The 23154-nt window shown below is 49.5% G+C and carries 33 protein-coding genes; 15 read left to right on the top strand and 18 right to left on the bottom strand.

The genetic code is table 11. From position 1 onward, the window contains the following. Positions 1-8: 8 nt before the first annotated feature. The 16 genes from FCL42_RS14605 to FCL42_RS14535 all read right to left on the bottom strand — a co-directional run bounded on the left by FCL42_RS14605 (position 9) and on the right by FCL42_RS14535 (position 9011). The gene (locus FCL42_RS14605) at positions 9-218 is read right to left on the bottom strand and encodes a hypothetical protein (RefSeq protein WP_136864166.1); all 210 of its coding nucleotides are present in this window, start codon (positions 216-218) and stop codon (positions 9-11) included. Then, a complete protein-coding gene (locus FCL42_RS14600; RefSeq protein WP_205729272.1) occupies positions 218-2413 on the bottom strand; it encodes a phage terminase large subunit family protein in 2196 nt (731 codons plus the stop codon). Before FCL42_RS14600 ends, FCL42_RS14605 begins: the two co-directional genes overlap by 1 nt. Continuing rightward, positions 2400-2897: a DUF1441 family protein gene (locus FCL42_RS14595; protein ID WP_136864165.1), complete on the bottom strand. Its 498-nt coding sequence runs from the start codon at positions 2895-2897 to the stop codon at positions 2400-2402. Before FCL42_RS14595 ends, FCL42_RS14600 begins: the two co-directional genes overlap by 14 nt. A 212-nt stretch (positions 2898-3109) precedes the next feature. Continuing rightward, positions 3110-3790: a phage tail protein gene (locus FCL42_RS14590; RefSeq protein WP_136864164.1), complete on the bottom strand. Its 681-nt coding sequence runs from the start codon at positions 3788-3790 to the stop codon at positions 3110-3112. An 86-nt stretch (positions 3791-3876) separates the two neighbouring features. After that, positions 3877-4062, bottom strand: a complete 186-nt coding sequence (locus FCL42_RS21715) for a hypothetical protein (RefSeq protein ID WP_169308402.1) — start codon at positions 4060-4062, stop codon at positions 3877-3879. Further along, the gene (locus FCL42_RS14585) at positions 4059-4388 is read right to left on the bottom strand and encodes a hypothetical protein (protein WP_136864163.1); all 330 of its coding nucleotides are present in this window, start codon (positions 4386-4388) and stop codon (positions 4059-4061) included. The genes FCL42_RS21715 and FCL42_RS14585 overlap by 4 nt, the downstream gene beginning before the upstream one ends. A 10-nt stretch (positions 4389-4398) precedes the next feature. Next, positions 4399-4812, bottom strand: coding sequence for a DUF5675 family protein (locus tag FCL42_RS14580; protein WP_136864162.1), 414 nt, complete (start codon positions 4810-4812; stop codon positions 4399-4401). Beyond that, entirely contained in the window at positions 4809-5051 is a 243-nt protein-coding gene (locus FCL42_RS14575) for a hypothetical protein (protein WP_136864161.1), read from the bottom strand. Before FCL42_RS14575 ends, FCL42_RS14580 begins: the two co-directional genes overlap by 4 nt. A gap of 141 nt (positions 5052-5192) precedes the next feature. After that, complete coding sequence (locus tag FCL42_RS14570) at positions 5193-5585, bottom strand: hypothetical protein (RefSeq protein WP_136864160.1); 393 nt, start codon at positions 5583-5585, stop codon at positions 5193-5195. Further along, on the bottom strand, positions 5551-5784 hold the full coding sequence (locus FCL42_RS22095; RefSeq protein WP_136864159.1) for a helix-turn-helix domain-containing protein: 234 nt from the start codon (positions 5782-5784) through the stop codon (positions 5551-5553). The genes FCL42_RS14570 and FCL42_RS22095 overlap by 35 nt, the downstream gene beginning before the upstream one ends. Further along, entirely contained in the window at positions 5766-6059 is a 294-nt protein-coding gene (locus tag FCL42_RS14560; RefSeq protein WP_136864158.1) for a hypothetical protein, read from the bottom strand. Before FCL42_RS14560 ends, FCL42_RS22095 begins: the two co-directional genes overlap by 19 nt. Beyond that, complete coding sequence (locus tag FCL42_RS14555; RefSeq protein ID WP_136864157.1) at positions 6059-6376, bottom strand: DUF1064 domain-containing protein; 318 nt, start codon at positions 6374-6376, stop codon at positions 6059-6061. Before FCL42_RS14555 ends, FCL42_RS14560 begins: the two co-directional genes overlap by 1 nt. After that, entirely contained in the window at positions 6373-7173 is an 801-nt protein-coding gene (locus FCL42_RS14550; RefSeq protein WP_136864156.1) for a DUF968 domain-containing protein, read from the bottom strand. The genes FCL42_RS14555 and FCL42_RS14550 overlap by 4 nt, the downstream gene beginning before the upstream one ends. Next, positions 7164-7469 (bottom strand): hypothetical protein, encoded by a 306-nt coding sequence (locus FCL42_RS14545; protein WP_136864155.1) that lies wholly within the window; start codon positions 7467-7469, stop codon positions 7164-7166. The genes FCL42_RS14550 and FCL42_RS14545 overlap by 10 nt, the downstream gene beginning before the upstream one ends. A gap of 272 nt (positions 7470-7741) precedes the next feature. Then, positions 7742-8017: a hypothetical protein gene (locus FCL42_RS14540; RefSeq protein ID WP_136864154.1), complete on the bottom strand. Its 276-nt coding sequence runs from the start codon at positions 8015-8017 to the stop codon at positions 7742-7744. Next, positions 8010-9011, bottom strand: a complete 1002-nt coding sequence (locus tag FCL42_RS14535; RefSeq protein WP_136864153.1) for a replication protein — start codon at positions 9009-9011, stop codon at positions 8010-8012. Before FCL42_RS14535 ends, FCL42_RS14540 begins: the two co-directional genes overlap by 8 nt. Before the next feature lie 352 nt (positions 9012-9363). Between FCL42_RS14535 and FCL42_RS14530 the strand changes: the two genes are divergently transcribed. Then, positions 9364-9591, top strand: coding sequence for a hypothetical protein (locus tag FCL42_RS14530; protein WP_136864152.1), 228 nt, complete (start codon positions 9364-9366; stop codon positions 9589-9591). A gap of 118 nt (positions 9592-9709) precedes the next feature. Here the strand turns inward: FCL42_RS14530 and FCL42_RS14525 are convergent, their stop codons facing one another. Next, positions 9710-10159 (bottom strand): phage regulatory CII family protein, encoded by a 450-nt coding sequence (locus FCL42_RS14525; protein ID WP_136864151.1) that lies wholly within the window; start codon positions 10157-10159, stop codon positions 9710-9712. Between the two features lie 377 nt (positions 10160-10536). Between FCL42_RS14525 and FCL42_RS14520 the strand changes: the two genes are divergently transcribed. Beyond that, positions 10537-11196 (top strand): S24 family peptidase, encoded by a 660-nt coding sequence (locus FCL42_RS14520; protein ID WP_136864150.1) that lies wholly within the window; start codon positions 10537-10539, stop codon positions 11194-11196. On the opposite strand, the gene FCL42_RS22000 is transcribed toward FCL42_RS14520, so the two are convergent. Further along, the gene (locus FCL42_RS22000; protein ID WP_267873237.1) at positions 11193-11315 is read right to left on the bottom strand and encodes a hypothetical protein; all 123 of its coding nucleotides are present in this window, start codon (positions 11313-11315) and stop codon (positions 11193-11195) included. The genes FCL42_RS14520 and FCL42_RS22000 overlap by 4 nt on opposite strands. A 633-nt stretch (positions 11316-11948) precedes the next feature. On the opposite strand from FCL42_RS22000, the gene FCL42_RS14515 reads away from it, so the two are divergent. From FCL42_RS14515 to FCL42_RS14455, 13 genes are all read left to right on the top strand, one after another. Beyond that, positions 11949-12539 (top strand): hypothetical protein, encoded by a 591-nt coding sequence (locus FCL42_RS14515; RefSeq protein WP_136864149.1) that lies wholly within the window; start codon positions 11949-11951, stop codon positions 12537-12539. Then, a complete protein-coding gene (locus FCL42_RS14510; RefSeq protein ID WP_136864148.1) occupies positions 12536-13243 on the top strand; it encodes an MT-A70 family methyltransferase in 708 nt (235 codons plus the stop codon). Before FCL42_RS14515 ends, FCL42_RS14510 begins: the two co-directional genes overlap by 4 nt. Next, positions 13240-13545, top strand: coding sequence for a hypothetical protein (locus FCL42_RS14505; RefSeq protein ID WP_136864147.1), 306 nt, complete (start codon positions 13240-13242; stop codon positions 13543-13545). The genes FCL42_RS14510 and FCL42_RS14505 overlap by 4 nt, the downstream gene beginning before the upstream one ends. Next, on the top strand, positions 13542-13802 hold the full coding sequence (locus FCL42_RS14500) for a hypothetical protein (protein WP_136864146.1): 261 nt from the start codon (positions 13542-13544) through the stop codon (positions 13800-13802). Before FCL42_RS14505 ends, FCL42_RS14500 begins: the two co-directional genes overlap by 4 nt. Then, positions 13799-14245: a hypothetical protein gene (locus FCL42_RS14495; RefSeq protein ID WP_136864145.1), complete on the top strand. Its 447-nt coding sequence runs from the start codon at positions 13799-13801 to the stop codon at positions 14243-14245. Before FCL42_RS14500 ends, FCL42_RS14495 begins: the two co-directional genes overlap by 4 nt. Before the next feature lie 27 nt (positions 14246-14272). Continuing rightward, complete coding sequence (locus tag FCL42_RS14490; protein ID WP_136864144.1) at positions 14273-14623, top strand: hypothetical protein; 351 nt, start codon at positions 14273-14275, stop codon at positions 14621-14623. Positions 14624-14715: 92 nt separating this feature from the next. Then, positions 14716-14937: a hypothetical protein gene (locus FCL42_RS14485; protein ID WP_136864143.1), complete on the top strand. Its 222-nt coding sequence runs from the start codon at positions 14716-14718 to the stop codon at positions 14935-14937. A 10-nt stretch (positions 14938-14947) separates the two neighbouring features. Beyond that, the gene (ssb, locus tag FCL42_RS14480) at positions 14948-15511 is read left to right on the top strand and encodes a single-stranded DNA-binding protein (protein ID WP_136864142.1); all 564 of its coding nucleotides are present in this window, start codon (positions 14948-14950) and stop codon (positions 15509-15511) included. A 9-nt stretch (positions 15512-15520) separates the two neighbouring features. Continuing rightward, positions 15521-15955 (top strand): hypothetical protein, encoded by a 435-nt coding sequence (locus FCL42_RS14475; RefSeq protein ID WP_136864141.1) that lies wholly within the window; start codon positions 15521-15523, stop codon positions 15953-15955. After that, positions 15939-16181 (top strand): excisionase, encoded by a 243-nt coding sequence (locus FCL42_RS14470; RefSeq protein WP_136864140.1) that lies wholly within the window; start codon positions 15939-15941, stop codon positions 16179-16181. Before FCL42_RS14475 ends, FCL42_RS14470 begins: the two co-directional genes overlap by 17 nt. Beyond that, entirely contained in the window at positions 16165-17307 is a 1143-nt protein-coding gene (locus tag FCL42_RS14465; RefSeq protein WP_136864139.1) for a phage integrase Arm DNA-binding domain-containing protein, read from the top strand. Before FCL42_RS14470 ends, FCL42_RS14465 begins: the two co-directional genes overlap by 17 nt. A gap of 1030 nt (positions 17308-18337) precedes the next feature. Further along, the gene (locus FCL42_RS14460) at positions 18338-19186 is read left to right on the top strand and encodes a hypothetical protein (RefSeq protein WP_136864138.1); all 849 of its coding nucleotides are present in this window, start codon (positions 18338-18340) and stop codon (positions 19184-19186) included. 23 nt (positions 19187-19209) lie between these two features. Further along, entirely contained in the window at positions 19210-22701 is a 3492-nt protein-coding gene (locus tag FCL42_RS14455) for a zinc-dependent metalloprotease (RefSeq protein WP_136864137.1), read from the top strand. The last annotated feature ends 453 nt before the right edge of the window (positions 22702-23154 follow it).

The following is a 23154-nucleotide window of genomic DNA, read 5'->3' as shown; positions in this document are numbered from 1 at the left end:
GGCGCTCCTTATTCAAACGTCGCTTGCGCCGGACTATTGCCACCGGGCTGGCTGCGAAACTTCTTCCGCTCCCACTCTTTGCGGCCAGCTCGAATCTCGCCCAAACTCTCCATCGTCAATGTGCGGCCACCAAAGCTAACGCTTTTACCCTCCAGCACTTCACGCTCGGCATTGGTGTATAAGGCGATCATCGCCTCAATTTCAGTTAGTGATGCCATCAGCTCAGCCATCCGTTTTGATCAATGCCTGCTAGGTAATCACCGGCATCATCATCGACTTCCGGCGCGAGTTCAGGCTGGGTTGGAGTTGATTCCACCTCGGCGCTAGCGAATTCGGGTCGCTCATCGGGATGGAATACATTGGGGTTGTCATCTATCGGCTTGCACCACGCCGGCGGATTTAACCAATCGACCTTTTCATACCCCCGACGAACAGCACCGACGTGGATATAGCAATAACAGTCGATCGCCTCGTTGGGCGCTTTAGAACTGACCTCTCGCCACTTGCCATCAGTGCCCTTGGCTTCCGCTACCAATTCGTTATAAAACCAGCCGCCAAGCCAATCAGGGTGATGGATGTAATTGGGACCAGGTTCACTTCGAGTTAATGCAGCATGCAGGCGGTCTTTAAGTTCATCACTGCCAAGCAAATACAGCGGTACATCACCCTTAGCCTTAGCCTTCCGGCGATTGTTAGCGGTGTTATCAGGGTAACTCTCTACAAAGAGCTTTAACTGGCTGCCATTACCTTTAACCAGATCCAACTGCTTAGCGCGCCCTTTACGGCGCATCTTGCGCCAAAAGGCATAAGCATTATCCGATACGCCTGCTTCACCACCGTGATCACAACAAGTAAACCGGACCGGCATTCGCCAACCATCCCGATTAGTGATTGGGTAGGTTTTATCCATCACATCGGTTTCTAAGATGTCCCAATCTTCTGGATAAGCTCCTGGCTCAATGCGTTTAGGCTTGATCTCTCCAGTGGTTTTGTCGGTTTCGGTACGATGTGGCGAATAACGAAGGTTGTAGCGATCAATCAATACCCGCTCGCCGTGAGCACCATAACCCACCATCTGCACCACAAAGCGGCGATTGACGCCACCCTGAACATCGACACCAGCTCCAATAAAGCGCACCCACTCAGGTACTTCTCGCTTAGGTAATGGCTCAGCACGTTCAGCCAGCGCCTCGGCATCGAGTTGCTGCTGCGACACTCGGTTAATGTATGGGCGCCCCATGTCGGTGTTGATGGTGGTTTTCAAAGTTTCCTGACTGCCAGTGATCTCGTACTGCAGTTCACCGTTAATCAGGTTAAACGCCAACTTCTCCCATGTCTGGTAAGCTGCCGCAGGCCCTTCCATCCAAAAGGTCGCAAACCGACTTTTTCTTGGCGTACCACCACGTTCTCCCGCTTGAGCCAATTGCAATTGATCCGGATTATCAGTCGGTCGCCAAATTGCTCGACCAATGGTTTCTCCTTCTCGAAGCCAAGCGCAGACATCAGGGTGATTAAGTAGACGCTTTTGCTTTGGCGTTACCTCTTTATCGCAATGAGCGCAATGCACTCTTGCAGCCTCGGAGGCTTTCACTGCATCCGGCTCATCCGGCCATTTCAATGTTTCTTGGATTGGCTGGAAGTACTCACCGCAATTCGGACAGGGCCAATACAAGCGGCGGCGATCACCTTGGTTGTATAGTGCCATAATGCCGTCACAGGGTGGTCCTTCATGGCTACCAGGTGATGGTCGCCAGCGAGGATCAATAACATCATGACCCGGCGAGCTTTCCGCCATTGTCATGCCTGCAGACATATAGGTGGTGGTTCGTTTGGATGCTTGGCCAAAGCCACTGCCCTCACCGCCAATATCTAGCGGCCATCGATCGTAATCAGTCAGGAATACCCATTTAAAGTCAGACGACGCCAGCGAGTTTGGGCTGGGATGTCCAACCTTGAGGTAGGCACCGCTTTTGAAAATCTTGTCGTGGACGTTGTTGTCGTGCCGACTAGGGCTCAGACACTCTTTCACCAACGGTGAAAGCCGAAATGTAGGATCAAGACGACGGCGGCTATGCTCTCTGGCTTTCGCTTCTGTTAAGTGCACCAGCAGCATGTCACCCGGGTTGTGAGTGATCACGTAGCAAATCGCACCATCGACTAGACCGATAGTTTTGCCCGTTCGAGCAGGGCCTACAAAAATCACGGCGTCATATTCACGACTGGCCAAACAGTTAATCGGTTCGACCATGTAACCGGTTAGTGTCGGATCCCACTCATCTGTAGCGCCCGCACCTTTTGGTACCCGCATCACCTTTTGGATTCCATCAACGACCGAAATCCGACTCGGCGCACGCATAAGCTCTGCAGCGTCAATTCTGCCCTGCGATGCATTGGCATACTCAATCTGCATCATCGGGTGCCGCCTCAATCAACTTCTCAGCTAGGTCGTTTCGAATACCATCAATTCGAGCCTCTACAGCAGCAACCGCTTTTGGCGGCAAACCACAGTCACGCTCTAAAACATCAGGCAACGTCTCCAGCATCAACACGCACGTTTTAATAATCAGAGCGCATTCAGCACGATGCTCAGCATCGAGCACCAACTCGCGCACCTCTTGCTCAAACAGCAAACGCTCTCGCTCAGACTTAAACCAGCTTAATCGGTCACCCGGCTCCATCTTTGCTGGGTCATGCAAATCACCTGGGTCAGCCATCGACATCAAAACCGCTTTGGCGGCCACAGCCAATGTATAAACCTTTCCGCCACGTACTACATCAGCGACAGGCGCTGGCTTTAAACGTTTGGCAACCGTGCGCCTATCTAAACCAAATGCTGTCGCAAGCTGAGACTGCGACCACAAAGCAGTGGCCATCTCTGGAGTCACCACTTTTGTCATCAAAACCTCTGTGACCGGTCACATAAACGAAGGGGGTAAAAAGATCGGAGGGCGGATCAAAATGCACAGGTTGCACAGGTCGGGATCCTTACACCCATAAAGGATCTAGGGCACCAGCGGTGGATCACCTAGAGCCCAATAATTTCTCAAACTCCGCGATGCCGCGCCCCCACGACAAGGGGGGAGGGGGTCAAAAGGACCCGAAAACCCACTCACAGCAAGCCTCTGCGCCTCAAGTCATTATCTAAAGCGCGCCCAAACTCAGTGATAAACCGAGGCTTTGCATGCCGCTTCATCGCCTCATTGATATGAGGCTGAACCATGGTGGCTTTAACGCTCGGTCCTGACACCATGCTCAGGTGCCCACGCCGCTTGCCGCTTCGCTTTGCGACGATTACGCCTTGTGAGGTGCGCACTACGAATGCACCACGGTAAGTTTTGTTATTGCGCCAAGCCTTAGCCTCAACACCTTCATGCCGATATGGACCTGCCACCTGGCGGCTGCGACCTCCCTTTCGGGTTCGACGCTTAAGGCGGCGGCGAAAGTACTGTGGTTTGCCCTTGCCTCCACTCGGCTTCCGGCGGTTTGGGGTAACAAACTCAATGAGGTTAATAGCTTTAGTGCGCCGGTATACCTTAATCTCTGCCGATGGCGTCTTTTGCTTAGACGTGGCTTTGCTAACCCTCAACTCGGCACGAACATCCTTTTGCTTGATGCCCGTCTCCTCACTGATGATCTTTACTGCAGTACCTCGAGTTGAAGTGATTGCTCGATTAAGCCCTTGGCGAGTGGCTTTAGGAATGCTCTTGCGCTGAAGATCAGTTAAGGTGCTGGCAACCTCGGCAATGTTGTGCTCGACGCTTACTTTGCCGTAATACGCAACGGTTGCCATGGCTAGCTCCTTTCTATATTTCCTCCAACTGAGCCCTTAGTTCAGCGAGTCGGCGGGCAGATTCAGGGCTAAGGCAGATGCCACCGTCACTTAACTCGATCACTTCGAGATTGCTTGGCCAACTCGGAGAAGGTCTGCTGAGACTGCTGCACGCTACCATCGTCCCCAGCAATAGCGCGAGCAGGATCATCCTGATAGCGCTTCGACTTGCCTCGATTGACGATACGAAGAATGGCAGTAACCAGCCGAACGAACAGTTCAAAACCTCTCACTCCAATGACCGCTGCTTGATGGCCTGTGGCCCAGTTACAGAATCATTGGCCGCTGAACCACGGTTGCCGCCAAGCACATCATCAAAAAACCACAATAACCACGGATGCAGCTTAGCCATCCAATCGTTTGGGATCGATGGTCGAATCTGACTCCACAGCCCTGACAGGGCTAGCAAGACCGTAGTAATCGTGGCAGCTATGGCAGCACCTTTAGAGCCGAACAGGCCGCCGAGCACGGTAATAAGATCAACCACCGTATCCAGTGTGACGTCTGCAGCAAGTGCCGGCCAAGCCATCAGAGTGAAAGCAAAAACTAGTAGTCGCATGGTTTATTCCTTAATGTCGAACAATGGTTAGCTTAACCGGCTCAGTAATGGTCTCCATCAGCCGCTTAAAGGCAGTCCGAGAGGACTTAACGCCCCAACGGTCTGGGTGGAACTCAAGCCCGGGCGCAATGCACCCTTCAAGTTGATCAGGCCAATTAGCAGGATGAATTAAGCAATGCGAGCGCTGGCTTGGACCGGTGGCCGTCACGCCTAGGCTTGGTGCTTCAATCACCAGGCAATCACCGTAACGAGGGCTTACATGCGGCCTTAGAGTATATTCACCTGCTGGGACACAAGAGATATTGGGAAGGTTGTTATTCCAATCGCGCTCGACGGTGACACATAGCTTTTGACCTTGCTCGGTCAGCTCGCCAAAAGTGCCAACACCCGGAACGCCGCGAGTGGTGAGCTTTAGATGTCTCATTGCCGGGCCTCCAGAACTGCAACTGTTCGCTCCAAGCGGGTTAAGCGATGCTCTCTTTGGACAGATGTAGAAGCTGCGGCATTAAGCTCAGTTCGTAACTGCTCAACCTGAACCTGCAGCTTACCCAGCTCCACTTGGCTAGACTGCAATGCGGTACCGCACCAAACCAGAAGAGCACTAATGACCGTAGTGGCAACGGCGATAGCCACAGTATTAGATTGAACAGGAGTTAGAGACATAAGCACTCAGACATAAAAAAAACCGCTCAATGAAATAAGCTCATCAAGCGGTTGAAACTAAGAGATTTGATGACAACTTCGTCATCTTGCCAAAATAATATCAATTCAAGAGGGTAAGAACAGGACAGAAAAATGTCCGGTTCATGGCTGATAATTCAACGCCTCTAATTCTCGCATCACTCCAACCTCAGCCCTCAATAAAAGCCCCTTATGTTCGAGGTTCAAACCCTTCATTTTTTCCTTTCGGTCATTAAAGGCGTTATGACAATAGCGCTTAACAAGTACAACTCTCTCCTCTGGATGCCAAAGGCGCTGGATCGCCAACTCAACCAGTTGCGCCCACTCCGGCATAAAAACCCCATCTGAAGTATGATTAATTTGATGCTCGGTACCGGAAATGCAGTAACCCAACAGCATGGACTCCCTTAGCCTTTCTGTTGGACTTTTCGAACTAAAACCATCCCCAATGCGTTGCTCAAAAGCCACTTTCCCCCAACCGCTAAGCGCTTGCCGAGTTTGCTTTAGAGTTATCACCCTCAACCTCCCGCAACAGCTCCAGCCATTCCAAGCCAAGCGTATAGATACAAAGAGAGCGCAACCTGTTATAAGTAATTTCGCTATCGCCACTCTCCCAACGCCTCACTTGGCGATCCGAACAGCCCGCCAGCTCAGCCAAATCCTCCTGTGTTACCCCTCTCTTTTCGCGGGCAACCTTTAAAATCTGAGCATCCATCGACCTTTCCCCTTAAGCCACTCCGCCAGCTTGGGATGGCTCTTAATACTGCACACAATAGCAATTGGGCCCGCCAGCAAAAACGCTGCACCTGTTAGAGAGAAAAGCCCGTCAACGCCGATATGGCTAATAATGCCGATCACCAAGTACTGCGTTACACCAATGGCAATACTGCCCATGGCCGCACCGATGCAATTGCCGTCTCGTACCATCAGCGACTGGACACCAAGCAAGTAGACCACCAAGAACTGGCAGATAAAGGTAGTTAGAATCATCACACCTCCTCGATGGTAACCGGATAGAGTTCTTCCACCTGCCGCTTCTTAATCTTGTACGTCGGGGTGATCATCCCTTTCACATCGACGAAGTGCACAGAGCCATCAGCATGGAACTCCAGAAAATCCACCGCATACTTAGTTTTACCAGGTAGATGAAATGGAACCTGCCTTAAGAACGTCAGCACCTCACCGGCCTTCACTCGGGCTTTGAGTTGTAGGTAGTAATTAGCTTCTTTCTTACTATCGAAACGAATGCCATCTACTACCGTTGGTTTGGCGCCATACTTACTCTTTGGTCTAAGGTTATGCCTCATCCAATCACCCCCAGCGCCATCGCATTGTTAATCGTCGCCAGCACATGCTCAATCTGGCTGCCGTGCTGCTGCTCCCAGCGCTTACGGTTGTCGTGTAGCTCGTTATGATGAACACGGCACAAAGGAATGGTCAGAAGGTCATGCGGCTTACCGCCCATGCAGCCCAGACCAACATCGATGATGTGATGAGGGTCATCAGCCTGTTGATCGCATACCACGCAAGGCAGCTGCTTAACCCAGCGGCGGTACTTGTCATTTTCCCAAGTCAGGTACTTTGGCCTTAACATCAACGCGTTCGGCGTCTCTGGCTCAACCTCAAACTCAACTAGCTGCCGTTGCTCACCAATACGCATCACCAATCGGTCCAACTCACCAACACGGTAACGATCATCAGTATCCATTTGGCCGCGTAAACCATTTACCCGACTCACAGGCGCATTAACCACACCCGTTGCCACCGAAATCAAATCAGGCCTAATCAGCTCAGCGCAACCAATGCTCAACAGCCACACGATGGTTTGGCAAGCCATAGGATCCAGTCGGCCAACCGTATTGCTCATCCACTTATGACCCCAAAGCTTGGCGGCGGCCATCACCTCATCATCAGAATCGTGATTGTCATGATGCCAACACAAGGGCAATTGGTGGCGCTCAGACCACACCAACTCACCAGCACAATCCGAGTTATTGACCGCGCATTTACCATGCCTCATCGACTGACTTTGCCGCCCCTCAGCCATCGAACCCTGAACAACAGGCAATACAGATAACCTTGCCAGCGTATCCCCTAACTGCATTGCTCAGACTCCTCAAAGTGCTTTTTGTGGAACTCAGCCCATTTGTCGTAACCCTGCTGCTTAATCTGCGCGTTGATATGGGGCTTGGCTTTGGCGATGGCCGTCTGAACGTAAGGCGGAAACGTAGCAATCTGCTCTTTAACCGCTTCAGGCGTGGTACTGCCCTCTCGGCAAGCAATCGTTTGTTTGGCCACCCATAAGCTGGGATTGTTTGGCGCTCCGGTTGAACAGGGCTTGCCTGGTAACGGTGCTGGCTTAGTATGATCCACATCGAAGCCGCCTAAGAGCTCAGTCATCTTCAGCTGATGCCCCCATACAACCTCGTAAACAAACGTATTCTGAGACAGCTTTACCTTCCTGACGCCATACCCTGGCATTTTGCGGATCTCCCGCAGCCGCATGCTGATTGACGTTTCAAGGTCCGTCACTCCGAACCGCTCATGGATCAGCTTTGCAATCATCGGTAGCGATAAGGTGCGGTGCTCTTTTGCAAAGATCGCGATAATGCGACCTTTGCAGCTAGTTGTTTTCGGATGCTTAATTTCAGCTGTCGTATCTCTTGATGACCTCATCCAGCCACCCTCCGCATCTCCATAGCTGACACTTCATCAACCGATGCCAAACGAAACAGATTTGAGCGGATACGGCCATGTTGATTACGAACCTGACGGCGGCTAACACCTGGCGCGGTCTTTGCGATAGCAATCAACACCGTCTCAATGTCACTTAGTGGGTGATTAGGCATGATGCTGGCGCCCTGCTCTATCATTCGTTGGCGGATCTGTTTCGGATTACGCCAATCACCATCCAACGCCGCCAGCAACTGTTTCTGAAACTTAGTCATGGAAGGCCTCCTGTTCATCAAGAATCGATACAAGCTGGGAAGGTAGTTGGTTAGCCCTAAAAGCTTCTCTGATGCGGTGCTTAACTGCTTCCGACAGCTCCTTAAACAAACCGCCTGAGTGCAGGTACTGAGCCGCTTGGGGATTGGTCATCACATCACGAGCCGAAATTGGAGCGGCTGAGCTAGGCGCCGCTGGCTGTGAACCTTTGCCGCTGGCCAGCCATGCTTGGGCATCAGTGATGTTCTCTTCGATTTTGGATGGCTTGAACAGCGTGGAGGGCTGCAGGTATTTAACCATCTTCGCACTAGTACCCCACTCTGCGTTCTTATGATCGATGACGGCCTTAAGCTGCTCAACGGTCGCGCCAGCTTTCAAACGAGTCACCACGCCCTTAATCGTGTTGCACTTCCCGGCGGTTGGATACTGGCGGCCACACACGGCGTTCAAATGTTCGATCACCTGCTTAGCCTGAGAAACAAATTCAGCATTCCGGCGGCGGGCGTCAGCCCGACAATGATCTTTGTCTTTCTTGTCTTTTGAGTAAGTGTCTTTTGTGTTTACCTCTTTTGGTAAAAGCTCTTTTACCAAATCGGGTAATGTTTCCTTACCTCTTTTGGTAAAGGTTTTACCGGAACAGGTAACCTCCGATTTCTTCCAATCGGTGATCACCGGATTAGGCCCAATAGAACGCCCTTTCTGGATTAAGATGTCTCTCTGCACCAACTCATTTTTGATAGTTGAGCACCGAGTTTCTGGTAGGCCAGTTGCCTCAGCCAACTGCTTGTTACCGCACCAGTCCATAGGCTTATTAAACCCATAGGTTTTGCGAACGACTGCCAGAAGCACCTTGAACTGCCGCTGAGTTAAATCAGCCATAGCCATGGCGCTGAGGAGTTCATTCGCTATTCTGGTATAACCGTTATCACAATCAGCCACAGTCTTAACCTCGTCCTTAGGACTGGGAGACGGGAACTCGAGTAATTGGGCACTCATACCATTACCCCACTCCGGCACGGTCGGCGATCACGCTGCCACGTTCGTCCAGTTAGTTCACGCTTACGACGCTCAAACAGCACAGAAAAGGCATGGTCCGAAATGACCTCACCGTGGTTCCGTTTAACACCATTGACGTCCGTTAACTTGATTCCACATCGATTTGTTGTCATGATTCCTCCTGATGTGAACGCCACCTAGTTGACTTGCCGGTCTTGGGTGGCGTTTTCGTTTGCCCGCCTGTTTGCGCAGGCGGGTTCCTTAAACCTCTAATGAACGGTGCTTTTTTAGCCCAGAGCACCAAACTGGGTTAGGATGGAGTTTCCACTCAACCATCCGAAAGGAATCTCACATGTCTGTATCCATGTCAGAACTCGAGCACGACATTAAAGTCTTAAAGCACCGCACAGAGGTGCTTCAGTACATGCTCGCCCAAGCAATGACCGTTGCCTTAAAAGACAGCGCCGACAAACACGCTACACTCAGCAATCTAAAAGCTCACTTTGATGCAAAGGGTGGTTCTGAACGCTCTGAGTTTGCTGAGAGCATTTTTGAATCCGTTCGTATTTCGATTGATTAGCGGCTTTATTTGGGGAGCAAATCCGCTCCCCAGCACCCAGCAGCCAAGTACCTTCTTTTGGAACCTGCTTATTCATATTCACCACCAAGTGATTCAAAATTCATATCAGTTAACTGATTCACTTAACCGTTCCCTGCTTCAACTGCAGGCGATCGATTAGCTCTCGAAGCTCTGTTGCTCGCGCCGCCAGCTCCTGTTCCTCACGAGGGGAGATAACGCCATCTTCAATGGCTTCACTTAACTGCCTGGCTAACTCACCCTTCGCTGAATCCAGCTCCAGAACCGCGGCTAGTAACTCGTTGCGATCAACGGGCGTTGCATCGATTGGTTCAAGGCGAAAACCTGCCACTTTGGCGAACGCCGCTAGAATTCGTGTGTCTCCGGTATCGAGCGTCGCAACTATCGCATGCCCCAACCCCAATAGATGGGTTTCTGTAGAAGGGTTAAAACGATTGCTAACCATGGCTGGTCGCATATCAAGAGCTTCAGACAAAGTCTTGGCTCCTACATCAATCGCCAAACCGTGAGCCGCATTCAGTACCTGTAAAACTTCCTTGCTATTTAACATTTGAAACTTATCCTTATGAGTTACTATTAACCTTATTGGTTAATGAGGGTGTTTTGATGAGAAACTCGGCGGCAATATCGTTAGCAGGAAGTTCATATCCCATAGATAGGCAGGCGCTTGCGAGTCTTTTACACAGATTTAGGCTGGGCTGACTAACTGAGGATGGCGGCAAGAGCTTATTCTCAATGTATTTCCGAGAACAAACAGCTTTGTCCGCCAGCTCATCTCGAGCTGTGGATGGTAACGATTGGTACAGTTCTTTGAATGACATATGCCTCTCAAGCCTATCGAGTTAACCTTACAGGTTGATAATAAGCTTTATAGGCCAATGTGATCAAGCCGTTTTTGCGTGGATAATAATAGCGACGAGTTAACTGATGTTGATGAATAAAAAAATGCGTATTGAGCAGATTCGCTTGGCAAACGTCAAAAAGATCATTGAAGAACGATTTGACGGTGTGCAAGTTAGGTTCTGCGAGGCGATTAACAGAAAGCCTCAGCAGATAAGTCGATATATCAAAGGCAAAACCAAGCTTGGTGGAGAGTTGGCTCGGCACATAGAAAAGGAACTCGACCTGCCAGATGGATGCCTAGATTCTACAGAGTCAATAGATGACAACCTTGACCGAACCAGTGCGGCATTAAAGCAGTACTTCAGTGATTTTGTTGTTAGGCCACTCATTCGATGGTCAGACATCAACTCACATTTGGAAGGGATCGCCCTAGAAGATAAAAAGGCGTATCCAATACCAGGCAAGGCATCGGACAAGGCCTTTGTGCTTGAAGTTCAAAACAATAACATTTCCACAATTGCCTCTCCCGGTGACCTAGTTGGTATTGATCCGGAAGCAAGTGTTTCTATTGGTGACTATGTTCTTGTTAAGGTTGAAAACGACCTACCTATGCTCGCTAGGTATTTCAGATCCTCATCAAGCAAGGCACTTATTTCTATCGATACATCCCCAGTTCAATACGAAACTGAGGATTACGAAATCATTGGTAAGGTGCTAATTGCGGTAAAACAATTCAGCTATTAAACACCAGCATTCTCAAGATCTACCTCCTCTCCTTCCTCACTGTTCAGACGGGTTGAATCATCAATTTCAACCCGCTCTGCGATCTCACCGCCATCCCCAAGAATAGTTACAACAATCAAATTTCCATCCTCAACCACTGTATATCCATACATGCTATTTGCGTTTGTACCGTAAAACCTCGATCAATTTCAAATTAAACACATAAAAAAATCAACACACTCAAGTTGACAAGTTAACTCCTGAGGTTAATATTGGGTTTAAAGGTTACAGAATCAAAGGCAACCATCATGGACCGAACAATTTGCCCCACATGCCACCGCACTAACGCAGTAAGCGAGGTTTACCCCGGGCGCTGGCGTACAGAGTGCCCGCGATGCGAAGTGATACGCACCGCAGGCAGCAAATCACTGCTTAAGTGCATTTCTCACGTGCACTCAAGCAAACAAAATCAATCCACAAAAGCGAAAGCGGCATAGGGAGGTAGTGATGCAATCGAAAGTTAGACACCTCGTTTATTCAGGCCTCAAAGGCCAAGGCTGGATGACCGTGAAAAAGGTCGCACAGCGTATCAACCGAAGCACCTGCGCTACTCGGAATCAGCTCAACCTTTTACACGCAAACGGACAACTGGAGGTGCAAGAGGTATCTGGAGTCATTCAGTATCGAATTCCGCCAACAGCCACTTTGATTGCAGCTCTAACTCGCTCCCCCTGGAACGGCCAATTTACTTCGCACATCGGAGGTGCCAACGCATGAACCCAACTAAAGAGTCTTTTTTGAAAGACGTCACTAACCATCAGCTAACCGTTCTCCTGAATAACGGAGTCTATCGCCATATTCGCTTGATGGAACCAGGCTGCTCAAATATGTACTTCGATATCGTCACCTACCCTGGCTACCTGGTGTTTTGCGGAGATATGGGGAGTTACGTATTTACCCGAGTTCAAGACATGTTCACATTCTTCCGAGGTGACGAACCTAATCCGAGATATTGGTCTGAAAAACTAGAGGCTGTTGATAGTTCGTCGTCAGGTAAGCGCTCCGGCGACTGTAAAGACTTTGAATGGGAAGTTTTTGAACGAGATCTGCTTGAGCTATGTGACTCACTTGAACAAAAAGCTTGGCTATCTGAAGAGTTAAGCGGCGCAGATCAAGACGAGTATGGGGCAGTTGAGTTCCTCCGTAACTTTGACGATGACAACGAAGTAAACCTTAGTCTTACAGATGATTGGGGGTGCATTCCTGACGGCAAAGTTTGGAGTTATCGCTTCTTATGGGCCTGTTTCGCAATTCCTTGGGCCATTGAACAGTTTGATTTGAAAGTAGAGTCGGAGGCCGCATGAACAAGTACCAAGTCATCTATGCCGATCCTCCATGGGATTACAACGACAAATCAGCTAATCGGGGTGGCGCAGCCCGCCACTACAGCACCACCGACCTTGAAGAACTCAAGGCGATGGACGTTTCCAGTATCGCAGCTGATAACGCAGTTCTGGCGATGTGGGCAACATGGCCGCAGCTTGATGAGGCAAGGGAGTTAATGGACGCCTGGGGCTTTAAATACAACACAGTCCTGTTTGTCTGGGTTAAGCGCTCAAAGAATTGTTGGACCAATCTAGTGCGCGAACTGGCTAAAGAGCTATGCGCGCAGGTGGCTGATATGTCGTTCACCGATTTAACAAAAGCGTTGCTAACCCCTAAGGGTTGGCGGGAGCTAGTTACTGCCAAGCGCCTACGTGAATTAATGGAAGCTCGCTGGTACATCGGTATGGGGCATACCACTCGTTCTAATTCCGAGTTTGTATTGGTCGGCTATCGCGGTAAGAAGCTACCGCGGTTAGACAAGGGTGTTCAGCAGATAATCGACGCGCCAGTCGGTGATCACTCAGTGAAGCCAGATGAGGCCATCAAGCGCATTGAGCGCCTATGGGGTGACGTGCCACGACTGGAGATGTTTGCGCGCCGAGAATCAGAAGGCTGGGATCTCTTCGGAAATCAGGCTCCCAACAGCATCACTATTCCCACTGCAGGCAAGGAGGCCGCATGAGTACCTTCCCAAAAGTGCACCATCGAGATCACCCTGCCAGTTGCGTACTGGGGTTTTATGTCGGGGACACCGCCGTTAGCCTGAGCTTGCCAAAGCGAAGTGATGAAGCTCGAATCAGTTATGGCGCCATGGAAGTGAGTGGAAAGCGAGCAGACCTAAAGCTCAACGCCACCATTGATGGAGACAGAGCCAAAGCGTGGATTGAACTTTGCAATGCTCGAATCTCTATCCCTCACGCACTTTTTGACGAACTCATCGCCTTTGATGAACTGGAAAACATGTGGGAGGAGATCACGGTATGAAATACCTACTACCTGGGCAAGAAAACCCTACGCGCATCGAGTTGCTGCTTAGCCTGACTCGAATCACTAGTGAAGTGATTATCAGCGCCGTGATCGACCATTTATGCAAAGGCATGTCCGAGACAGACGCCGCAATCATCAATGGCACCACTCAAAGCAACCTAAACCGAGCAGTAACCCAGCTTAATGCGGTTGCGGCAACGGTGGAAGCGATTAAGGAACTCGACTGGCCTTCTTACCAAAGGCGGATCGCATGAATCAGTTAACTGATATGAAAATTGACTCGCTGTCAGAACATGACCTCCCTGTTCATTATCGATTCACAGATTCAGTCCGTTCTGACGGCCTGTATTTAGTCGAATCCAAATGGTATCCAGTTCGAGAGACGGAGTGCTGCTACTACCTAGTTGATGAGCATTCCAAGCGAATGCTGAATGTAGGCAACAACTGGTTTGGTCGCCCCCAAAAACGTGTCATCAAAGGGGCATTACGCAGCTTCGCCCACCCTGATCGTGATATGGCATTTCAATCCTATTTGGCTCGTAAGCGCAGTCAAGCTTGGCATGCAAAGGTAGGCCAGCAAACGGCCAACGTGGCTTTGGGAGCCTACCCCGAGCGATCACCTTCTGCACCAGACACGGTTAATGGCCAGCTCAAGCTAGGCGCTCCACAATTTATTTCTGAGCTTGTCTTTGACTAGCCACAACCAATAGGGGAACGACTAAGTATGCAAATTCATCAACTCACTGGAAAGCAAGGCAGCGGCTCAACCACCGTTGCCTGTGCCATTGTGGAGGGGCTGCACCTGCAGGGGTTTAAGGCACTGCTGGTAATGCCCACGGAACACGAGGCCGAGTTCGCCAGAAAATACCGCATCAATACCGGACAGGTTATGAGTACGCGCCAGTTCGATAGAGTGATGACTGCACTAACGATACGTCAGCTCGATGCCATCGTGTTTGATGGCTTTGATCGGATGACGTGGCGCGATGGTTGCCCGCTGGCACGCCTCAATCACATGTCTACAGGTGGTGCGCCAGTGCCGCGCCAGGTGTTCACTTTCGTTAACCAGCCATAAGAGGAAACAAGGTGCTGACTATTTGCGTGAATCACCGATCAGGGAAGGTGAAAGCTAAGCTGTTTGCTTTGTGCGGGCTTAGCGTTTGGAGATTGGCTTTATTCTTTTTTTCCCTGCTCATCTGGGAGCAGATCATTAGTTACCAAGTGGAGGTGGCTTTTTGGGGAGAGCCGTTCCCGCACCATGGCGATCTGATTGCGGCGCTGGTGTGTGGTGGCGGTTTTCTTTACTACGCCAATGCGCTCGGTAACTTCCTGCTGGATCTTCACCTGAACAGCAAGGTTGAACGCTCAGAAACCCAGATTAACCAATAGAGGAAATATCATGGCCAGCAGAGGCATCAACAAAGTAATTATTGTGGGGAACTTGGGACAAGATCCCGAGGTTCGCTACCTACCTAACGGCAACGCCGTGGCCAACTTCACCGTGGCCACCAGTGAAACATGGAAGGATAAGAACACCGGCGAGCAGAAAGAACGGACCGAGTGGCACCGGATCACCATGTATCGCCGTATGGCAGAGATAGCCGGTGAGTACCTGCGTAAAGGCTCCAAGGTTTACTTGGAAGGTCGTCTGCAAACTCGCAAATGGCAAGACAACAACGGCCAAGACCGCTACACCACCGAGATCTTAGTCAACGACATGCAGATGCTCGACACCCGCCAGCAATATGGCAACGGTGGTTACCAGCAGCCAGGCAGTGCTGGGCATCAATCAAGTACCGGCCAACAAAGCCAACCGCCAGCACAGCAGCAAGCAGCACCGGCCCAACAACAAGCCACCCCAGCGCAGCAGAATTACTCACCTGATCTAGACGATGGTTGGGACGACGATATTCCATTCCGCATCAAACTGGCGTTCGACAAACGCTTAGCGTTCAACGTGTAGGAGGTAATCATGAGCCTTGTTTATTGCGGTTTCGATGTTGGCGCCATGGTTAATACCATCGCTCGTCAATCATCATCCTTTACGCTCGAGTTGGTTAACAACGATGAAGCCACACCAACCTATCGTTTGTATGCATACATTGATGGACTAGGTGAGTTCGAAATGGAAGGGGCGTTATCTAGAGTGGTCATTCACGCCTTTAAGCCACTTAAAGATGATGCACAGAAAGAGCGAGAAAGGCTCGAGAATGTGCTTGGCCTACTTCCAAGCCGCTCAGTTTTAGGTGAAATAGAGTTCATAAAAGGCATCGTAGAACACGGTGCTGGTCGTGAACTGAAATCCGATGAACTGGTGAGTGAGGCCCTGCTGGAATACATCCGCACACTTGAGGCCAAAGCTAATCACCAACCCAAGTTTGGAGCTAAGGATGAAATCGCAAAGTGATTTTGTACCGTTGAAGGACTGGGCACTGAAAACCTTCGGGTTTACTCCAGCAGCTGCCACCTTGTCGGCCTACGCTAAGACAAAACAGATCTCCCCCGCTCCGGTCAAGTTCGCTCGCAGATGGATGTGCCAACGTAACGCCAAATTCGTTGGTCGCTGCCATCAGCACGAACCGACCGGCGATCCACTTATCGACAGGATCCTGAACGATGGCAGCTCGACCTAGAACTCACAAGATCACCATTGATAATCTGTATCAAAAGCTTGATAAGCGAACTGGTAAAACCTATTACCAGTACCGCGACCAACGCACAGGTAAGTTTCACGGGCTTGGAACAGATAAAAAGCGTGCACAGATAGTGGCCGCTGAGCTCAATAGGCGTATAGCTGCGGAGATGGTTGAACAGTATGCGCGCATCCTCGATGCGAATCCGACCAAAACCCGCCAGCGTGGAATTAGTACAGGCGCATTTTGCAAGACTTACATGACAATTCAGCAGGAGCGGATGGATCATGGTGAGATAGTCAAAAGCACAGTGGTTGCGCGAAAGTCAGCGATTGGAGTGTTAGCCAAGCGTTGCAAGAGCATCGGTCTCAAGGAACTCGACACCAAAACACTAGCAATCATCCTCGATGAATATAAGCGTGATGGCAAAGTGCGAATGGCACAATCACTTCGCTCGGTATGGATCGACATGTTTAAGGAAGCACAACATCTTGGCGAGGTGGATCCCGGATATAATCCAGCGGCCGCAACCAAAGCGCCTAGGGTCACAGTTACTCGAGAGCGTTTAACCGAAAAGTCATGGATGGCAATTATCAGCAAAGCCGAAGAGCATTGCACGCCCAATGCCCTGAATGCGATGCTTATTGGGCTCACCACTGGACTGCGCCGAGTTGATATTAGCCAACTCAAATTCAAAGATGTGCAAGATGGCTACCTGCTCGTAGCTACCAATAAATCCAAAGGTAAAACCAAGCTAGGTTTTAGCCTGGCGCTTACCAATCCTCTGGTCGGTATATCGCTCGGAGAGATCATCAAACGTTGCCGGAACAGCGGCGTAGTTTCTCAGTACATCATTCACGACGTCAAGCAGGTCTCTCGCTCAAAAGCTGGTTCAAAAGTAGATGGGGACCGGCTGTCAAAACAGTTCAAGATCGCCAGAGATGCGACCGGCTTAAAATGGGATGGCACCCCTCCCACATTTCATGAGATCCGTTCATTAGCAGAGCGAACTTATGCTGATGCAGGCTATGACACGCAAAAGTTGCTGGGTCATAAAAACCGACAAACCACCGACAAATACCACGATCAGCGTGGATCTGAATACCTGTTGATAGATGCGGGCTAACGCCCACCCAAAGTCATTTCAGGAGCGTAGCGTTTTGGGGAAAAATTTTGGAGGGATTTTGGAGGGGAATATTTAGGCTTTAAAAACATAAGCTTAAAAACAACCCGCATATACTTCCTGCACACTGTGCGCAGTTAGCTCCCCTGCACTCATTGATTCAAAAGCCACTCGTTCTCCCGAGTGGCTTTTTTGTTTCTATTTTCGAAATCGCGCTGTGTTTTCGTTTCTTCTCTCTTCCGTAAACCAACTCCCCCACAAAGTAAGTTAACTCCCCAACTCGCTGCCCTAAACCATACTCTTTCGTATGGCCTCTACATTGAGGATGGACCAGCTCTTCGCCACTCATTAGACCAGCCCTCCTATCCTTAATCGCCTGTAAGGAAGCCCTATCGAATAGCACAAAAACGCGTTACAACATAACAATATGGCGGTTTTTCAGTTACTTAATCCAATACCTCCATGAAGTTCAAAACAAATGCCCCCAACAGAGATGTTTAAATTAAGTATAGAAATGGTTTCCTTCTTGAAAATGAATGCCAAGCCAGTGTTAAATCCCACCCCCTAGTGTTGTGTGTAATGTCACATTATTTATAACTCTTTATGGATTATAGTCAGTTACGGGTTAACTCCCTTGACGGTTTGTTATCACGCCAACTACAATCGGAAATCGTTGTTTTTTTAACATCAAAAAAAATTAGAAAAGATTAATTAATAACAACAGGAATTCAATCTCGTTGCAGTGAAAATATTTTCGAAACACTTCTCCAAGAATGACATTCGAAATAAATGCTCGGTTTAAATTATGACTCGCTAATATATAAACATCCTAAGTTGCAAACCAAATAGCCTTTTAAGGCTCACGTGATTATTTCTTATTTGTTTGCTCTTGAAAATATAATTAACTTTTTTGGCCTTCCCACCTGGAAAGGTTACGTATATCTACGCTTAAAATTTGGCATCTCATTTTTCAATGAATCGCCATAGTTTTTAATATTTAAATAAACACATATCCACATTGATAGGTTGAGTAATGCAATCAACACAAACGCGAGCCTCTTCTGGCATGAGCGACTCTGTATGCCAAGGAGTATTAGCAACCGTAATACTGCTTTGCAGCTGCTCAGCTTCCGCCGCAATCGATTATGACCTTCCCCAGGATGAACCATCACGTTGGTCTGGGTACATAGGCGGAGGCTACACAAGAAATGTTTATAGTTCAGACTCATATAATGCATATGAATCCTTCTACATGAATGCTCGACTAGGCTATCGAACCGACTATGGTCAATATCGCCTAACCGTTGGTGGCGAGCAAGAAACCTTGCACGGTCAAGAGTCAACGTTCTACGACCCGATGTTTGAGTTTAGAACAAATAAATATTTAATTAACGATGACTGGTCATTAACCGCAAGCGTTGCCGCCATTCTTCCAGGAAATCATTATTCCAAGCTCGATCATTTTGAATATGCATTCAGAATTGGTGGCTACTTATATTGGAATCCTAGTAAGGATTGGTATCTTTATGTATCACCACGCTATAGATACAACGACTACAAATATAAAACTTCCGGTCAAAGAGTATTAACTGAGCATCGTTATGATGTGGTTGCTGATGCACTTTGGCAATTCCACCCAGATTGGTATTTAGAGATGACCTACCAACATATCTGGAGTGAAAACTATTACGGACGACAATTGGATGATCGGTTCTTCTTCGCTCAGGAGTTGGGCTGGGAAGTCAGTAAAAACCTGATTGTTGCGATTGCTCACAACAACAGTGGCCGTTTTTACAATCCAGAGAAAGGGCCTTCTCAAGATTTTGAGATCTTCGATAAACGAAGCTCAACTTTCACATTTTCTATTACGCAATATTTCTAAAGCAATCACGCTAAGAGGATCCGATGAATAAATCGCTTTTGTGCCTCTCCATTACCAGTGCCCTTGCACTGACCGGTTGTGGAGCGGGCGAGGAGCCTTACAAAGAGCTTCCAAAAGATGAAAAGCAGATAACGACCGCAGCCATTGAAAAAGCTGGCGAGCGCCAATATCTGTATATCCGCAGTGTCGGCCAAGCGCCCCGTTACGCTGCCGCCATTCGAGGCTTTACTCAAGGTGATCCAAAACTGGTAAGCCTTGCAAAAACTGAAAACGGCATTCAAGTTCGCCAAATTGACCGCGACACCATCGGTTTGGATCATGACAGCCGCTGGCAGACCGACATCAACCAGGCTCCCGTTCTCACCATTCCAGGCACGTACATCGACTTCAAGTGTACCGAAGACAAATGGCGTGAGTGCATCAATGAAGAGCAAGAGAATAACGACCGCGATCTAACGTGGGACAAAAAGCGCTACTTCATTCCTGAGTTTGAAGATGCCAAAGTCTCAGAACTGAACATCGAAGACTTGTTCACGTTTGGCGAATGCGTTACCGAGACTGAAGCGCCTCGACTGGTTCGCGCCGACGACTGGAAAGGTTACGAGATGGATCTCGAAACCGGTGTGATCAACTTTGAGATTGAGCACACCTATCAAGCCACCATGTCCTGCATCAATCAGTTCTATAACGGCAGTTTAGATAACCTCTCCTTTACCACCACTGAGTACATCTCCATCGTGGCGCTGGACCAGTTGGCGAGCGAAGGTTATGAGGAGATCCCGTACAGCGAAAACGAAAAAGGTACCTACGGCTACTTTACCTCCAGTCACCAGTACCGTGATGCCACCGACAGCGACGGTGTTGATGGCTACGTTCGCACCTACATGAATCGCTTCAACCCAGCTAAAGATAGTATTACCTACTACTTGAGCAATAACTTCTTCGAAGCGAAGAACAAGGCATACTTGGATGCGGCAAACGAAAGTGTTACTGCCATCAACATTCAAAATAAGCTGTTCAACACCGGTTTCCCAGAGATCAAACTAGAGCAAGCCAACGAAAAACGTCATGGCGATCTTCGTTACAGCAACATCACTCTGTTTGACCAACCACTGGATAACGGTCTGGCGGGCTATGGTCCATCAGCAGCTAACCCACTGACCGGTGAAATCATTAGCGGTCGAGTGAACCAGTACAGCTCGAACCTGAAACAGGGCGCCGTTCGCTACTACCGCCAAGTTCGACTGGACTACAACCGTGGCCGACTGGATGCGGACACCACAACCGCATTGACAGGAGTGGACTACGGCAAGAGCAATAACCTTGATCTTGAACAGCCTCAACCTGTCAACAAGGTTGATACTTCGACCATTGAGCAGCCCGCACAAGGCAAACAAACCTTAGCTGCACAAGCGATCACCCTTCCAGCACTGGTGAAAGACAATCAAGAGTTCGATGAGCTTGTCGACTACGATCGAGACACTCGAAGCTACTGGTCTGAAAACACCATGATGCACCTAGACAACGTCTACGCTGAAGGTGGCTCGGCTCGCCAATTGCCTGCCGGTATCAAAGATCACAAGATCGACTGGAAGCGCCCAGAACTTTGGGAAAACCAAGAGATTGGCAGCAAGCTGGTTGCTTTTGAAACCCTGCCTGTTGACCTGCAAGATGAGCTCACCACCAAGCTGGCTGCGCAAGCATTCGCCGGCACGCTGACCCACGAATTGGGCCACAACTTTGGCTTACGTCACAACTTCTCAGGCAGCACTGACAAAGACAATCTGTTCACCGAAGAACAGATGGCGATGATGGACAAAGCCTTCACCGACGCCGGTTATCCGGACCTAACGGTAAACGCTGAATTCTCTAGCCAAATGGATTACAACGTTAACCGCTTTGCCACAACCTTCGAACCCTACGACCTTGCGGCTTTACGCTTTGCGTATGCCCGTGAAGTGGAGAAGAAGGATGGGGAGTTTGTCTCTCTCAAAGAGGAAGATGCCAAACGTCGTGAAGAGCTGCGCAAAGGCATCGTTAATGGCGAGACTCGCTTTGGTGCGCTGTTCAATGTCGAGCAAAACCATGAGCTACGCCGTTACAACTTCTGTACCGACGGTCACGTTACCCTAAACTCAAACTGCAACCGCAGCGACGCCGGTGGCACACTGGAAGAGATTGCTGACTTCTACATCGAACGTTATGAAGACAGTTATGAAACCAGCAACTTGCGCCACAACCGTCAGTCACTGTACGAGGATCATTCACTAAACTACACCGTGCGCCGTAAGCGCTTGTTTGATGACATCCGCCAGTTTGTCGAAGACATCAGCTCCATGGAAGAGGTGTTTACCAGCCTGTATGGCACGCCAGACAACTTCATCGCCAGCGATTGCGCTCAAAAGTCAGCCGCCGGTGAAGACGCATGGTATTGCCGCTATCAGCGCCCTGTTGATCATGCCGGTAAGCTGTTCTTAACCCTGATGGGAGAGAGCGATGCTGCCGTTGAAGTAACTTACAACTGGATCTCAGACGACACCCCAGCACTGCGTCAAAGCTACAATTTTGCCGATGTTCTGGAAAGCTATCGATTCCATTCTGATGATCTGGAATACAAACTGCAGCCAGGCGAGGTGATCAGCAAGTACTCCGATTCACCAGAAGCGTTAAAAGAGCTGATCTTTAAATCCAAGATCAACAGCAACTATCAAGGACAACTGTACGTTGGTGACGTGAAGTTCTCCGGTCGCTTGCTTAACGGCATCAAAGCTCCTGAGTCTTCTCCAAACCACCCTTACGTCAATGAGCGTGACGTTCTGGGCGTATGGCCAGACAAACTGCTGGCAGTGCGTGCTCTTGTTTCCCGCACAACCCCTCGTAGCACCAGCAGTCGTGGTTATAAAGCTCTGGTTGATCTGCCACAAATCGAACCGGTTTTCGAAGACATGCTGTGTAAGATCGCCATGGCCGATGGTACCGGGCTGAGCCTGGGCGACAAGCCTCTGTTCACCCAGTACTGCGGTGCCAGTGGTGAGCTGCAACAGTACATGCCAAACTTCGTAGATTTTGCAGATCAGAGCATTGAGCCTCTGCCAAACTATGCTCGCAGTGTTGCCCGCTACTTTGGTTTTGACACCGACCGCAGCGGTTACCCGAAAGGTAAGAGCAACCTATTGCAGATGGTTCTGCGTCAAGTGGATCTGGCTTCTCAAGACAGTGACTACCAAGGCTTCGAAAAAGCACGTAAATGGCGTGAACATGTGGGCATCCACATGAACGACGTCGCTTTGGAGAAGAAAGCGGAGATTGCCCATAACGGGCGCATCTACGTAGCTACCAGCGAAAACGTGTTGGCCCTGCAGTTGATTGCTCGCATTGGCGAAGTTGAAGCCTTCAAAGCCAGTGCCGATGCCGCTACGTTGGCCACCAAACTGTCAAACGGCACCGTTGGTGAAATTCTGGATAAACAGTTAGAGCGCGACTACCGTGTTTTGACCTACCTTCCAGTGCTATAAAGCATCATGACTAACCGAATCACGGTTGTCTGATTAATCAACGCCCTAGGTTGAATAAACCTAGGGCGTTTCACATTCATTTACACAGTTTTTCACACTGGACTTTGCCGCCATCGCTAGATCTTCGCACTGCCCAATAAACGGCCACACCAGCTTCTGTCGGCAATTCCCAATGGTCACCAAACAGTGACTAGCGAGTACTTTTATCCGATTAATCAATCGGTTTACCTCTGTGTTACAGTGTCACTCCTTAAAGCTAACAATACCAATCACACTAATGGTCTGATCATTCAGCTGAAGTTAATCGGTTCTCAGACAAGGCAGTAAAGCGAAGCTCTAGTGGATCTAAAGTGAGATTTACTAACGCAGTATGAGGGCCGATTAAATCAGCCCTCCGGGAAGCCCTCACAAACCCTGACTCTGCGTTAGCGTTGTTCAAAAGGTACCTACATT

It is taken from the genome of Ferrimonas aestuarii (assembly GCF_005116665.1).
In the GTDB taxonomy this organism is placed as follows: domain Bacteria; phylum Pseudomonadota; class Gammaproteobacteria; order Enterobacterales; family Shewanellaceae; genus Ferrimonas; species Ferrimonas aestuarii.
Note: the sequence above shows the minus strand (reverse complement) of the source record. Positions and strands in the feature narration are given on the sequence as shown.